Here is a 13,424-nt window from a genome sequence, read left to right on the forward strand (position 1 = left end):
CGGAGGGCTGACGTCACGCGAGACGGCCCAGAAGCTCCAGGACCGCGAGCGCGTAGGCGTCGGCGGGTTCGGGATGCTCGAACACCCGCCGCTCCCCGCCCAGCACGATCTCCACCTCGTGCGTGTCCGGAAGGCGCCGGAGCGCGCGGAAGGCCCCGCGCAGGAGTTCGCGCAGCTGGTGCTCGTGCGGCAGCCACAGCGCGTCCTCGAGGGCGACGGAGTCCAGCGCCCACTCCGTGGTGCCGTTGAAGGCGAGCAGCTTGCCGGTGGCGTACTCCCTCGGCTCGATCGTCATCTCGCTGACGGTGAAGACGTCGGCCTCGAACTCCGGCTCGTTCAGCTGGAACCGGTCGCCGGAACGCGGATGCCAGATGAGGCCGGCATCGCGCAGCGCCACCGCCAGTTCGGTCGAGATCACCAGTCCATTGTGCGCGTGCCGGGCGTCAGGCGGCGACCGCAGACACCGGGCGGGGCTGCTCCGGGCCTGTCTCGGCGCTCGGTGCGTCCGGCGCTTCGCCGTTCCACTCCAGCACGATCCCCCGGCCCGACATCGCCTCGTCGGCGAGCGTGCGGAGGTACTCGCGATCCAGGCTGTCCGGCTCGGGACCGTCGAAGACGAAGCGGAGCGGGATCGAAGGCTGCATCCACACCGAGGTGCGGCCCTGCGCCGGGTCCTCGCCGTTCGGCCACGTGAGCATGAACGACTCCCCGCGACGCAGCTTGGTCGCCGCCAGCACCTTGATGTGCGCCAGCACATGGTCGGGAATCTCGGCGGGACGGGCCTCTGCTCCGTAGTACAGCTGTGCCATCTCTCAATCCTCCTCACGCCGTCGGTGGCATACAGTCCACCATCTGTCAACACCAGTGAATATGTATCACAGCCGTTGTGTAATTCACTAGACGTCATAACCGCCAAGTGCGTATGCTACGGAGACAAAATGACGATGGTCGAACGCGTCGCAGGGCGCATCCGGGAAGATCGCTCGATCGCGACCTGGCACGAAGTCGACAGCGGCTTCTGGGTGGGGAACGCCTCCGGCGGATTCCTCGGCTCCATCGAGCGTCTGGGGCGCGCGCGGTACCTCGCGCGCGACGAGTTCAGTCGGCCCCTGGGCGAGTACGTCGGGCTGAGCTACGCGCGGGACGCCGTCGTCGAGCGCCATACGTGACTCGAGCACCGGGGAGGCCCCATGCCGCAGAATGTGATCCGCCACGAGAGCGAGCATCTCTACGCCGCGCAGCCGCGCTCCGCTGCCGGTCAGCGACTGAGCGCGGCGATCCTGCAGCTGCGCGCCGCCGAGCGCCGCCAGTCCGACCGGGCGCTGCGGGCCTCCGGCCTCTCGAGCCTGGACCTCACAGCACTGCGCCTGCTGGTCCAGGGTGTGCGCGACCACCGCGATCTCGGCCCCAAGGACCTCATCACGATGCTCGACACGTCCAGCGCCACAGTGACGAACGTGGTGGAACGCCTCGTGGGACGCGGCTTCGTCACGCGCGTCCAGCACCCGCGCGACCGGCGGGCCCACTTCCTGGTCCCGACGCCCGACGGCGTGCAGCGGGTGGACGAGGTGTTCGCCGCCCACCACTCGGCCATCGTGAAGGTCATCGACGACCTCCCCGACGACGAGTCCGAATGCGCGGCGACCGTCCTCGGCAAGATCGCCGACGCGCTCGAGCAGGTTCGCTGAGTTCGGCTCGTCCGCCGTGCGCCCGCGCTCCTAGGCTGGGCGCATGCCCACTCCCGTGACGCTGCCCCGCCTCTCGTGGGGTCACCACGCGGCCGAGCGCCGCGCCCTCCTCATCCACGGCCTCGGCTCGAACGGCGCGCTGATGTGGCGCTACGGCGTCGCCCTCGCCGACGCGGGATGGCGGGCCGATGCCGTCGACCTGCGCGGTCACGGATCGGCGCCGCGCGTCCTCGACTACACGCTCCCCGCCTACGCGGCCGACGTCGTCGTCGCCCGCGCCGGCGACCGCCCATGGGATCTCGTCATCGGTCACTCGCTCGGCGGCGCGGCGGCCGTGCTCGCCGCCGCGTCCGACCCCGGCTGGACGCGGCAGCTGGTGCTCATCGACCCGGCGATCGCACTGACCGATCGCGACCGCGGCATCGTCCGCGACAGCCAGACCCGCGCCTTCGACGACCCGTCCCAGGCCGCCGTGCGCGCGGAGCACCCCGACTGGCACCCGCAGGACATCGAGCTGAAGGCGCTGTCGGCGCAGCAGGCGAGCCGGTGGGCGGTGGAGCAGACCAGCGCGCAGAACACGCGCTGGGATGTGACCGAGGCGGCTCTGCGCATCGAGGTGCCGACCCACGTCATCGCCTCGGACCCCCGTGTGTACTCGATCTTCCGCGGCAAGCCCGCCGAGGCGGCGGTCGCGGCGAACCGGCACTTCACGGTCTCGGTGGTGGCGGGTGCCGGCCACTCACCCCATCGGGACCTGCCGGAGGCGACGATGGCGGCGCTGCGGGCCGTGATCGGCTGACGCGCCCGCGGACGCGCATCCTCGCGGAAGAATGACGGGATGGCCCCCTTCGATCCCCGCGACATCCTCGACGACGATCTGCTCGAGCGCATCCGCTCGCGCGCTGCGGTGCACGACCGTGAGAACACCTTCCCCGACGACGATCTCGCCGACCTGAAGGACGCCGGGTACCTGTCGATCCTCGTCCCCCGCGAGCTCGGCGGGGCGGGACTCGGCCTGGGCGAGGCATCCGTCCTCCAGCAGCGCCTGGCCGGGGCGGCGCCCGCGACGGCACTCGCGGTGAACATGCACCTCGTCTGGACCGGCGTGGCGAAGGTGCTCGCCGACCGCGGCGTGGACGCCCTGCGCTTCGTGCAGGAGGGAGCGGTGGCCGGCGAGGTGTTCGCGTTCGGGATCAGCGAGGCCGGGAACGACCTCGTGCTGTTCGGCAGCGGGACGGATGCCGCTCCCCTCCCCGACGGCGGCTATGCGTTCACCGGCACGAAGATCTTCACCTCGCTCGCACCCGTGTGGACGCAGCTGGGCCTGCACGGCCTGGACACCTCGACGGAGAACGCGCCGCAGATGGTGTACGCGTTCGTGCCCCGCTCGGAGGTGCAGACCGGCCGGGTGGTGGTGCGCGACGACTGGGACACGCTGGGCATGCGGGGCACGCAGTCGCGCACGACGGTGCTCCGCGACGCGGTGGCCCCGGCAGACCGGGTGGTGCGCACGCTGCCCCCGGGGCCGAACGCGGATCCGCTCGTCTTCGGCATCTTCAGCGTGTTCGAGCTGCTGCTGGCCTCGGTGTACACCGGCATCGCCCGCCGTGCGCTGGACCTCGCAGTCGACGCCGCGAACCGGCGCACCTCGAAGCGCACCGGCAAGCCGTACAGTCAGGACCCCGACATCCGCCGGCGCATCGCCGACATGGCACTGGCCTACGACGCCCTGCCGCCGCAGCTCGAGTCGCTCGCTCGCGACGTCGACACGCTCGTCGACCACGGACCGCGCTGGTTCTCGCTGCTGGCCGGCGTCAAGCACCGCGCGGTGACGTCCGCGAAGGCGATCGTCGACGACGCCGTGCTCGTCGCCGGCGGCTCGTCGTACTTCGCGGGCCACGAGCTCAGCCGCCTGTACCGCGACGTGCTCGCCGGGCTCTTCCATCCGTCCGACCCCGAGTCCGCGCACTCGGCCGTCGCGACGGCGTGGCTGGGCCCGACCGAGGACTGAGCGAGAGCAGCCGGTCGGCCGCCGTGTACCTCGTCGGGGACGCTGCCGCAACCGCCGACGCGTATCGCGCTCGCGTCACCGGGCGCGTGCGAGGATGACCCCATGGCGAGGACCCCGACCCATCTGCTGAGCCCCGCCGACCAGGAGCGGCGGCGCGGCCTGCGCACCATGAAGGGCGTCGCCCTCGGCGCGCTGGTCTTCATGGCGGTGCTGTTCGCGTTCTCCTTCGCGTTCCAGCAGGACGTGCCCGCGCTCGCCTACGTCCGGGCCGCCGCCGAGGGCGGCATGGTCGGGGCGCTGGCCGACTGGTTCGCGGTCACCGCCCTGTTCCGCCATCCCCTCGGGATCCCCATCCCGCACACCGCGATCATCCCCAGCCGCAAGGACGAGATCGGCCAGACGCTCGGCGAGTTCGTCGAGACGGAGTTCCTGCGCGCCGACGTGGTGCGCGCCAAGCTCGAGCAGACGGCGATCTCGGCGCGCCTCGGCGAGTGGCTGAGCGAGCCCGCGCATGCCGAGCGCGTGGCGGCAGAGGCATCCGTGATGGCCGCCAGCGTGGTGCGCGCGCTCAGCGACGAGGACGTGGGCGACCTGCTCGAGGAGCTGGCCCGCGAACACCTCATCGCGCCCGAGTGGGGGCCTCCGCTGGGCGGGTGGCTCGGCCGGATCATCGAGGCGGGCGGCCATCACGCGGCGGTCGACCTCGCCGCGGACACGGTCGCGGCGTGGCTGGCGGCCAATCGCGCCGCCTTCGGCGGGCTCGTCTCGCGCCGCCTTCCGTCGTGGGTGCCGTCGGTCGCGCACCGGTTCGTCGACGACACGGTGTACAACGAGGCGGTGAAGCTGACAGCGGCCGTCCGCGCCGACCCGCAGCATCCCGCGCGCGTCGCCATCGACGGCTACCTCGCGCGGCTCGCCGAGAACCTGCAGCACGACCCCGCGACGATCGGGCGCTTCGAAGACGCCAAGCTCGCGGTGTTCGACAGCCCGCGCGTGCGCGAGCTCGCCTCCGAGGCGTGGACCACGGCGAAGGCGGGGCTGCTGGACTCCCTCGCCGACGCCGACAGCGGGCTGCGTCGCCGGGCGGCGGAGGCGCTCGGCGAGATCGGCGTGCGACTGACGACGGATGCCACGCTCCAGCGCCGCGTCGACGTGTGGGTGACCGATGCCGCCGTGTTCCTGGTCGACCGGTACCGCCATGACATCGCCTCGATCATCACCGACACGGTCGAGCGGTGGGACCCCGCCGAGACCACCGAGAAGATCGAACTCATGGTCGGCCGCGACCTGCAGTACATCCGGCTCAACGGAACCATCGTGGGATCGCTCGCCGGACTCGCGATCTTCTCGATCGCGCACGCGCTGCTGGGCTGAGGCGCCGCCACGGCCGCGCCGGGCGTCGGCGGATCCGCCGTGTAAACACTCGATGACAGATCCGCCGTGACGGCTGCGCAACGGGTTGGATGGAGGCGTGTCCGACGACCTGCCCAGCCAGCTCCTCTTCACCTACGGCACCCTGCGGCATCCCGACGTGCAGCTCGACACGTTCGGCAGGCTGCTCGACGGCGACGACGACGCGCTGCCGGGCTACACGGTCGACTACGCCGAGATCGCGGACCCGCGGGTCGTGGACCTGTCGGGTCTGACGGTGCACCCGATCGTGCGCGAGACCGGCAATCCCCTCGACAAGGTCGTGGGGCGGGTGCTGCGCGTCACCGACGACGAGATCGACGCGGCCGACGAGTACGAGGTGTCGCTGTACCGGAGGATCTCGGTCGTGCTGGCCAGCGGCCGGTCCGCCTGGGTCTACGTCGGCATCTGACCGGAGCCGGCGGATCGGCGGCGGTCCCGCGATGCGGGCGGGGGCTGCGCCCGCGCCCGGCCGCCCGGTAGCGTCGGAGCGTGACGCTTCCGCATGACGTCCTGTGGCCGCGCGCGGGTGCGTGGCCCCCGATCGACGAGGGCGACTGGGATGCCGCGCTCCTCGGCGTCCCGGCCTTCCGCACGTCGCTGTCCCCCACCGGCGCGCATGCGACCCCCGCCGCGATCCGAGAGGCGCTGCGCCGCTACAGCCCCACCCTGCTCGGACCGCCGCCGGTCGACCTGGACGACCGCCTGCGCATCGCGGACGTCGGCGACATCGACGAGCCCGACGGTCAGGCCGGGGAGGCATCCGTCCGGCTGGCGGTGGCCGCCCTGCGGGAGCGCGCCGACCTCGTGATCGCGCTCGGCGGCGACAACTCGATCACCTACGCCGTGGCGCAGGGCGCGGACGCCGCGGGACTCATCACGATCGACGCGCACTTCGACCTCCGCGACGGCGTCTCGAACGGCTCGCCGGTGCGCCGGCTCGTCGAGGACGGCCTCGACCCGCGCCGCGTCGTGCAGCTCGGGATCGCCGACTTCGCGAACTCGGTCGCCTACGCGCGGCGCGCCGCCGACCTCGGCATCACCGTCGTCACGATGGACGACCTCCGCCGCCGCGGCACGGCCGACGTCGTCGCGGAGGCGCTCCGGGTCGCCGGGGCGGGCGGTGGGCCGGTCCACCTCGACATCGACGTGGACGTGTGCGACCGGTCGGTGGCACCGGGGTGCCCGGCCTCGGTCCCCGGCGGGCTCGCCGCCTGGGAGCTGCGCACCCTCGTGCGCGCCGTCGCCGCGGACGCCCGCGTGCACAGCGCCGACATCGCAGAGGTCGACGCGACGGCCGACGCCCCCGACGGTCGCACCGTGCGGCTGGCGGCGCTGTGCGTCCTGGAGCTCCTCGCGGGGAAGGCGGTCGGGCCATGATCCGTCTGGCGCTGGTGCGGCACGCGAAATCCGACTGGGGCGACCCGGAGCTGGACGATCACGACCGCCCGCTGAACGACCGCGGCAGGAGGGATGCCCCGCGCATGGCCCGCGGGCTCGCGGAGTCCGGATTCCGGCCCGACATCATCCTGTCCAGCACCGCGGTGCGCGCCCGCAGCACGGCGCGCGCGTTCGCCGAGGCGCTGGACGTCCGCGTCTCGCTCGATCCCGAGCTCTACGGAGCCCCGGCCGGCGTGCTGCTGGCGACGGCGGCCGGCAGCCGCGGCAGGTCGGTGCTCGTCGTGGCGCACGACCCCGGGATGAGCGTGCTGGCCGGACGCCTGTCCGGCGACGCCATCGGCCACATGCCCACCTGCGCCGTGGCGACCTTCACGTGGTACGCGGACGACTGGGACGTCGCGTCATCGCTCGACCCCGACGAGTGGACCTTCGACACGCCCCGCTGAGATCGTCGACGACCGGAGCCGCCCGGCCCTGCCCGAGCGACTCCGGCCCGTCACGCGACGGTCCGGCCGCCCACCCATGCGGTGTGGACGAGGGGGACGCCGGGCCGATAGGCCAGGTGCACGCGCGTCGGCGCGTCGAGCATCACCAGATCGGCGCGCATGCCGGGTGCGAGCGCGCCGACGTCGTCGCGCCGGAGCGCTCGTGCCCCACCGGCCGTCGCCGCCCACAGCGCCTCGGCGGGTGTCATCCCCATCTCGCGCACGGCGAGCGCGATCATGAGCGGCATCGAGCTGGTGAAGCTCGAGCCGGGGTTGCAGTCGCTGGCGAGGGCGACGGTGACGCCGGCGTCGATCAGGCGGCGCGCATCGGGGTACGGCTGGCGGGTCGAGAACTCGACCCCCGGCAGGAGCGTGGCCACCGTCCGGGAGCGGGCCAGTGCCGCCACGTCGGCGTCGTCGAGGTAGGTGCAGTGGTCGACGGATGCCGCGCCCGCCGCCACCGCGACGCGCACGCCCTCGCCGGGGCCGAGCTGGTTGCCGTGCACCCGGGGGGCGAGCCCCTGGGCCACCCCCGCGGCGAGGATCCGCCGGGTCTGGTCCGGCGTGAACGCGCCGCGCTCGCAGAAGACGTCGATCCAGCGGCTGTGCGGGGCGCACGCCCGCAGCATCTCGCCGCACACCAGCTCGACGTAGTCGTCGGGCCGCTCGGCGTACTCGGCCGGCACGACGTGGGCGCCGAGGAACGTGACCTCCGGCGTCACCTCGGCCGCGAGCCGGGCGAGGCGCTCCTCGTCGGCGACCGTGAGCCCGTACCCCGTCTTGACCTCGAACGTCGTCGTGCCCTGGGCGTGCAGCTCGGCCACGAACGCGCGCAGTCGCGCGCGGAGCACCTCGTCGCCGGCGGCGCGGGTCGCGGCGACCGTGCGTCGTATGCCGCCCGCCGCATACGGCGTACCCGTCATCCGCGCCTCGAACTCGTCCGCGCGGTCCCCGCCGAACACCAGATGCGTGTGGCTGTCGACGAACCCCGGGATGAGCGCGCGGCCGCCGGCGTCGATCACCTCGGCATCCCCGGCGCTCGGGGCCTCCGCGCCCGGGCCGACCCACGCGACGCGGTCCCCCTCGATCAGCAGTGCGGCGTCGTGCAGCGTGCCGCACGGATCCCCGTCCCGCTCGACGTTCGTCGTCAGCTCGCCGATGTTCGTGAGCAGCATCGTGGTCACGGCATCCGTCCGTCCTCCTGCTCGCCGGCAGGCTCACGCATCGAGCATCGGCACCTTCAGGCCACGCTCACGGGCGACCTCCTTGGCGCGGTCGTACCCCGCGTCGACGTGGCGCATGACCCCGGTGCCGGGATCGTTGGTGAGCACGCGCTCGAGCTTCTCGGCGGCGAGCGCCGTGCCGTCGGCGACCGTGACCTGGCCGGCATGGATGCTGCGGCCGATGCCGACGCCGCCGCCGTGGTGGATCGACACCCACGCCGCGCCGCTGGCCGTGTTGAGCAGCGCGTTCAGCAGCGGCCAGTCGGCGATCGCGTCGGAGCCGTCGGCCATCGCCTCCGTCTCGCGGTACGGGGAGGCGACAGAGCCTGCATCGAGGTGGTCCCGGCCGATCACGATCGGGCCCGACAGCTCACCCGACGCCACCATCTCGTTGAACCTCAGCCCGGCGAGGTGGCGCTCCTGGTATCCCAGCCAGCAGATGCGTGCGGGCAGCCCCTCGAAGTGCACGGCGTCCCCGGCCTTCTCGAGCCAGCGGACGAGGCCGGCGTTGTCGGGGAACAGCTCCGCCACCGCGCGGTCGGTCTTGCGGATGTCCTCCGGGTCGCCCGAGAGCGCGACCCAGCGGAAAGGACCGCGACCCTCGGCGAACTGCGGCCTGATGTAGGCCGGCACGAAGCCGGGGAACGCGAAGGCGCGGTCGAAGCCGCCCAGCTGCGCCTCGGCGCGGATCGAGTTGCCGTAGTCGAAGACCTCGGCGCCGGCATCCTGGAATCCCACCATCGCCGCGACGTGCTTGGCCATGCTGCCGCGGGCGCGGGCGGTGAAGCCCTCGGGATCGCGGGATGCCTCGGCCTTCCAGTCCTCGAATGCGATGCCGACCGGCAGGTAGGCCAGCGGGTCGTGGGCGCTCGTCTGGTCGGTGACGATGTCGACGGCGACCTCGCCGGCGCGGTGGCGGAGCAGCATGTCGCCGAAGACCTCGGCGGCGTTGCCGACCACTCCGACCGACAGCGCGCGGCCCGCCTCCTTCGCGGCCACCACGCGGGCGACGGCCGCGTCGAGATCGGTCGTGTACTCGTCGAGGTAGCCGTGCTCGACGCGCCGGGCCAGCCGCGACTCGTCCACGTCGACGATGAGCACCGCTCCCCCGTTGAGCGTCACGGCGAGCGGCTGCGCGCCGCCCATGCCGCCCGCGCCGCCGGTGAGGGTCAGCGTGCCCGACAGGTCGTCACGGCCGAGCGACCGCGCCACCGCGGCGAACGTCTCGTAGGTGCCCTGCAGGATGCCCTGCGTGCCGATGTAGATCCACGAGCCGGCGGTCATCTGTCCGTACATCGTGAGCCCGAGCGCCTCGAGGCGGCGGAACTCGGGCCACGTCGCCCAGTCGCCGACGAGGTTCGAGTTCGCGATCAGGACGCGGGGCGCCCACTCGTGCGTCCGGAAGACGCCGACGGGCTTGCCCGACTGCACGAGCAGCGTCTCGTCGGGCTCCAGCTCGTCGAGCGTGCGCACGATCGCGTCGAAGGCCTCCCACGAGCGCGCCGCACGGCCGGTTCCGCCGTACACGACGAGATCCTCGGGGTGCTCGGCGACCTCCGGGTCGAGGTTGTTCATGAGCATGCGCTTGGCGGCTTCCGCGCCCCAGCTCTTCGCGGTGCGCTCCGCACCGCGGGGTGCGCGCACCGGCGGGTGCGCGGTGGCCGCGTGCGTGTCGATCGTGGTCATGAGTCGATTCCACACACCGGCCGCGCTCCGGACAACACCCTGCTCCGGCGGCCTGTCTGGCATGACAGACATGCTGGCGCGGCCATCGTTCGGGATCAGCGGGCCGCGTGCGCGAACGCCGCCGTCGCGACCGCCCCCGACGCGACGAGATCGGTCACGGCCTCGATGTCGGGCGAGAGGAACCGGTCGGGTTCCGGGCCGCCGACGACGGTGCGCACCACGTCTCGCACGGCGGCGGTCGCCGCCGCGGGCTCGAGCGGCGCGCGCAGATCGAGAGCCCGGGACGCCGTGAGCACCTCCACCGCCAGGACCCGCGACAGCCCGTCGATCGCGCGGCGGAGCTTCCGGCCGGCCGCCCAGCCCATCGAGACGTGATCCTCCTGCATCGCCGAGGACGGGATCGAGTCGACGGATGCCGGCACCGCGAGCCGCTTGAGCTCCGAGACGATGCCCGCCGCGGCGTACTGCGCGATCATGAGCCCGGAGTCCACGCCCACCTCATGCGCGAGAAACGGGGGCAGGCCGTTGCTGCGGGCCGGGTCCAGCGCCCGATCGATGCGCCGCTCGGCGATGGACGCGACATCCGCGACGGCGATCGCCAGGAAGTCCAGCACGTACGCCACCGGCGCGCCGTGGAAGTTGCCGTTGGACTCGACGCGGCCGTCGTCGGTGATCACCGGGTTGTCCACTGCGGCCGAGAGCTCGCGCGCGGCGATCAGCTGCGCGTGGTCGGCCGTGTCGCGGGCGGCGCCGTGCACCTGCGGCGAGCAGCGCAGCGAGTAGGCGTCCTGCACGCGCGTGCAGACGGCCGGGTCGCGGTGCGATGCGACGATCGGCGAGCCGGTCAGCACCGCACGCAGGTTCGCCGCCGACACCGCTTGGCCTGCCTGCGGGCGCAGCGCCTGCAGGTCGGCCGCGAAGACCGCGTCCGTCCCGAGCTGCGACTCCACCGACATGGCAGCGGCGACGTCGGCCGTGTCGAGCAGGACCGAGAGGTCGTGGAGGGCGAGCAGCAGCATCCCGAGCATGCCGTCGGTGCCGTTGATGAGCGCAAGGCCCTCCTTCTCGCGCAGGACGAGCGGGGCGATGGATGCCGCCGCGAGCGCCTCGGCGGCGTCGGCCTCCGTCCGGTCGGCGGTGCGCACGCGTCCCTCGCCCATCGCGGCGAGGGCGACGTGCGACAGCGGCGCGAGATCGCCGGAGCACCCGAGGGATCCGTATTCGCGCACGATCGGCGTGATGCCGGCGTTGAGCATGGCGGCATACGTCTCGACGACCACCGGCCGGACGCCGGTCCGGCCGGTCGCGAGGGTCTGCAGCCGCAGCAGCATCAGCGCGCGGACGACCTCGCGCTCGACCTCGGGCCCGGTGCCCGCGGCGTGGGAGCGGATGAGGCTGGCCTGCAGCTGCATCCGCCGCTCGGGGGCGATGAAGGTCGTCGCCAGCGCACCGAATCCGGTGGAGATGCCGTAGTGCGGCTCGGGGTCGTCGGCGAGGCCCTCGACGAGAGCCCTGGTCGCCGCGACGCGCTCGAGCGCTCCGGGATCGATCTCCACGCGGGCGTCGTGCCGCGCCACCGCGGCGACGTGCTCCCGGGTCAGCGGTGCGGCGCCGACGGTGACCAGCTGCTCGGTCGTAACGGTCATGGTTCGATTGCACACCCCGGGTGTTCCCCGGCACGGCGGGCCGTGGCATCCTGTGTCTGTCATGGCAGACATCCCCGCTCACCCGCCCGGCCGTCCGCAGGTGCCGGCGGCGGATCAGACCCTGCGGATCCTGTCGTTCCTCGCACGTCAGCGCGGACCGGTGCCCGCACGCACGGTCGCCACGGGGCTCGGGATCCCCCGGTCGAGCGTGTACCACCTGCTCGCGACGCTGCACGAGCATCAGTTCGTCGTGCATCTCCCGGAGGAGCAGCGCTGGGGACTCGGGATCGCCGCGTTCGAGCTCGCCGGTGGGTACTCCCGGCAGCAGCCGCTCGCGCGCCTGGGCCGCCCCGTCCTGGCCGACCTCGTGGATCGAGCCGGCGAGAGCGCCCACCTCGCGGTGATGCACGGGCGGGACGTGCTCTACATCGTCGAGGAGCGGGCGTCCCGACGGCCGGCGCTCGTCACCGAGGTCGGCGTGCGCCTGCCCGCGCACCTGACGGCGACCGGGCGCGCGATGCTGGCGGCGCTTCCCCGGGAGCAGGTGCGCGCCCTGTTCCCGGACGCCGCGTCCTTCTCGGACCGCACGGGTCGGGGTCCGGGCCGGCCCGGCGAGCTGCGGGAGCTGCTGAGAGAGGTGCGGTCGCGGGGCTGGGCCTTCGAGGACGGCGAGGTGACCCTCGGGCTCGCCTCGGTCGGGGTCGCCGTCCTCGACCACGTCGGCTGGCCGATCGCGGCGATCGCGGTGACCTACCCGGCCGACGGCGAGCGGGACCCGGCCGCCGTCGCAGCACTGCTGGCCCCCGCGGCCCGGGAGCTCGAGCGCCGCATCCGGGGCACGAGGCCCGCGCCGCTATGACGCGTCCTCGCGTTGCCGCACGATCAGCTCGGGCTCGATGAGGCGGTGCCAGGCGCCGTCGTGCGTCTCCGTGTCGGCGACCAGCAGGTCGAGCACGGCGTCGGCCACTCGCTCGGGCCGCTGCTCCACGCTCGAGAGCTCGAGCGCCTCGGCGACCGGGGTGTTGTCGAATCCGACCACCAGCATGTCGGGGTGCCCGCCGTGCGATGCTGCGAGGTGCGCACCGACGGCGAGGGTGTCGCTCGCGCACACGATGGCGTCGACGGCGCCGGCGGCGAGCCCCTGCTCCGCCACCGCGCGCGCCGCCGACACCGTGTCCACCGCCGTCCATCGGAGGGCCTGAAGATCTTCGCCGGGGCCCATCGCCTCGCGCCAGCCGCGCTCGCGGTCATCGCCGGTCCCCGACCCGCTCGGCCACCCGAGGAACGCCACCCGCGGACCGTGGGTCAGCGCGTGCACGGTGGCGGCACGGGTGCCCGTGGCACCGTCGACGTCGACCCAGGGCCGCTCGGGGTTCCCCATCGCGGCGCCCTCGCCGGGCTCGCCCCACGGACGGCCGAAGGCGACGAACGGGATGCCGTGCTCGGCGAGCCAGTCGGCGCGGGGATCGCCCGCGTAGGTGCCGGTCAGCACGATGCGGTCGATCTCTCCCCCTTCGCGGAGCTGGCGCACGCGCCTCAGCTCCTCCTCGGCGTCGTCGGCCGCGTACACGAGGATGCGAAGCCCGCGCGGAGTGGCCCGCTCGGTGAGGGCGTGGATGAACCGGTCGAGCACGATGCCCGAGATCCCCCCCGCATACGGGTCGAGGTGAATGCCGATCGTCGCACTGCGCTGGGTGCGAAGCCGTCGAGCGGCCATCGACGGCGCGTAGCCCAATCGGGTGATCGCGGCACGGACGCGCTCCCGCGTCGCCTCCCGCACGATCTCCGGCGTGTTCAGGACATTCGACACGGTCTGCCGCGACACCCCGGCCGCTCGGGCGACGTCCTCGACCGTCGGCGACTTCGCCATCACA

The 13,424-nt window shown here is 73.2% G+C and carries 15 protein-coding genes; 9 read left to right on the forward strand and 6 right to left on the reverse strand.

Translation table 11 applies throughout. The annotated features are described in order from the left end of the window. Nucleotides 1–13: 13 nt before the first annotated feature. Both V6R91_RS19325 and V6R91_RS19330 read right to left on the reverse strand, forming a co-directional pair. Nucleotides 14–418 (reverse strand): pilus assembly protein CpaE, encoded by a 405-nt coding sequence (locus V6R91_RS19325; protein ID WP_336396542.1) that lies wholly within the window; start codon nt 416–418, stop codon nt 14–16. Nucleotides 419–443: 25 nt separating this feature from the next. Next, nucleotides 444–809, reverse strand: coding sequence for a DUF7882 family protein (locus V6R91_RS19330; protein ID WP_336396543.1), 366 nt, complete (start codon nt 807–809; stop codon nt 444–446). 129 nt (nt 810–938) lie between these two features. On the opposite strand from V6R91_RS19330, the gene V6R91_RS19335 reads away from it, so the two are divergent. From V6R91_RS19335 to V6R91_RS19370, 8 genes are all read left to right on the forward strand, one after another. Further along, nucleotides 939–1,169 (forward strand): hypothetical protein, encoded by a 231-nt coding sequence (locus V6R91_RS19335; protein WP_336396544.1) that lies wholly within the window; start codon nt 939–941, stop codon nt 1,167–1,169. Nucleotides 1,170–1,190: 21 nt separating this feature from the next. Continuing rightward, nucleotides 1,191–1,688, forward strand: coding sequence for a MarR family winged helix-turn-helix transcriptional regulator (locus V6R91_RS19340; RefSeq protein ID WP_336396545.1), 498 nt, complete (start codon nt 1,191–1,193; stop codon nt 1,686–1,688). A gap of 43 nt (nt 1,689–1,731) precedes the next feature. After that, nucleotides 1,732–2,487: an alpha/beta fold hydrolase gene (locus tag V6R91_RS19345; RefSeq protein ID WP_336396546.1), complete on the forward strand. Its 756-nt coding sequence runs from the start codon at nt 1,732–1,734 to the stop codon at nt 2,485–2,487. A gap of 39 nt (nt 2,488–2,526) precedes the next feature. Beyond that, on the forward strand, nt 2,527–3,699 hold the full coding sequence (locus V6R91_RS19350) for an acyl-CoA dehydrogenase family protein (protein ID WP_336396547.1): 1,173 nt from the start codon (nt 2,527–2,529) through the stop codon (nt 3,697–3,699). A 102-nt stretch (nt 3,700–3,801) separates the two neighbouring features. Continuing rightward, complete coding sequence (locus tag V6R91_RS19355; RefSeq protein ID WP_336396548.1) at nt 3,802–5,073, forward strand: DUF445 domain-containing protein; 1,272 nt, start codon at nt 3,802–3,804, stop codon at nt 5,071–5,073. A 97-nt stretch (nt 5,074–5,170) separates the two neighbouring features. Next, a complete protein-coding gene (locus tag V6R91_RS19360) occupies nt 5,171–5,521 on the forward strand; it encodes a gamma-glutamylcyclotransferase family protein (RefSeq protein ID WP_336396549.1) in 351 nt (116 codons plus the stop codon). A gap of 80 nt (nt 5,522–5,601) precedes the next feature. Continuing rightward, nucleotides 5,602–6,489 (forward strand): agmatinase family protein, encoded by an 888-nt coding sequence (locus tag V6R91_RS19365; protein ID WP_336396550.1) that lies wholly within the window; start codon nt 5,602–5,604, stop codon nt 6,487–6,489. Beyond that, nucleotides 6,486–6,956 (forward strand): SixA phosphatase family protein, encoded by a 471-nt coding sequence (locus V6R91_RS19370; protein ID WP_336396551.1) that lies wholly within the window; start codon nt 6,486–6,488, stop codon nt 6,954–6,956. Before V6R91_RS19365 ends, V6R91_RS19370 begins: the two co-directional genes overlap by 4 nt. Nucleotides 6,957–7,006: 50 nt before the next feature. On the opposite strand, the gene hutI is transcribed toward V6R91_RS19370, so the two are convergent. From hutI to hutH, 3 genes are all read right to left on the reverse strand, one after another. After that, the gene (gene hutI, locus V6R91_RS19375; protein ID WP_336396552.1) at nt 7,007–8,179 is read right to left on the reverse strand and encodes an imidazolonepropionase; all 1,173 of its coding nucleotides are present in this window, start codon (nt 8,177–8,179) and stop codon (nt 7,007–7,009) included. Nucleotides 8,180–8,212: 33 nt separating this feature from the next. Continuing rightward, nucleotides 8,213–9,904: a urocanate hydratase gene (hutU, locus tag V6R91_RS19380; RefSeq protein WP_336396553.1), complete on the reverse strand. Its 1,692-nt coding sequence runs from the start codon at nt 9,902–9,904 to the stop codon at nt 8,213–8,215. Nucleotides 9,905–9,999: 95 nt separating this feature from the next. Next, on the reverse strand, nt 10,000–11,550 hold the full coding sequence (gene hutH, locus V6R91_RS19385; RefSeq protein WP_336396554.1) for a histidine ammonia-lyase: 1,551 nt from the start codon (nt 11,548–11,550) through the stop codon (nt 10,000–10,002). 61 nt (nt 11,551–11,611) lie between these two features. On the opposite strand from hutH, the gene V6R91_RS19390 reads away from it, so the two are divergent. Beyond that, nucleotides 11,612–12,409 (forward strand): IclR family transcriptional regulator, encoded by a 798-nt coding sequence (locus V6R91_RS19390; RefSeq protein WP_336396555.1) that lies wholly within the window; start codon nt 11,612–11,614, stop codon nt 12,407–12,409. On the opposite strand, the gene V6R91_RS19395 is transcribed toward V6R91_RS19390, so the two are convergent. After that, on the reverse strand, nt 12,404–13,420 hold the full coding sequence (locus V6R91_RS19395) for a LacI family DNA-binding transcriptional regulator (protein ID WP_336396556.1): 1,017 nt from the start codon (nt 13,418–13,420) through the stop codon (nt 12,404–12,406). The genes V6R91_RS19390 and V6R91_RS19395 overlap by 6 nt on opposite strands. Nucleotides 13,421–13,424 lie beyond the last annotated feature (4 nt).

This window comes from Microbacterium sp. CCNWLW41 (assembly GCF_037083505.1).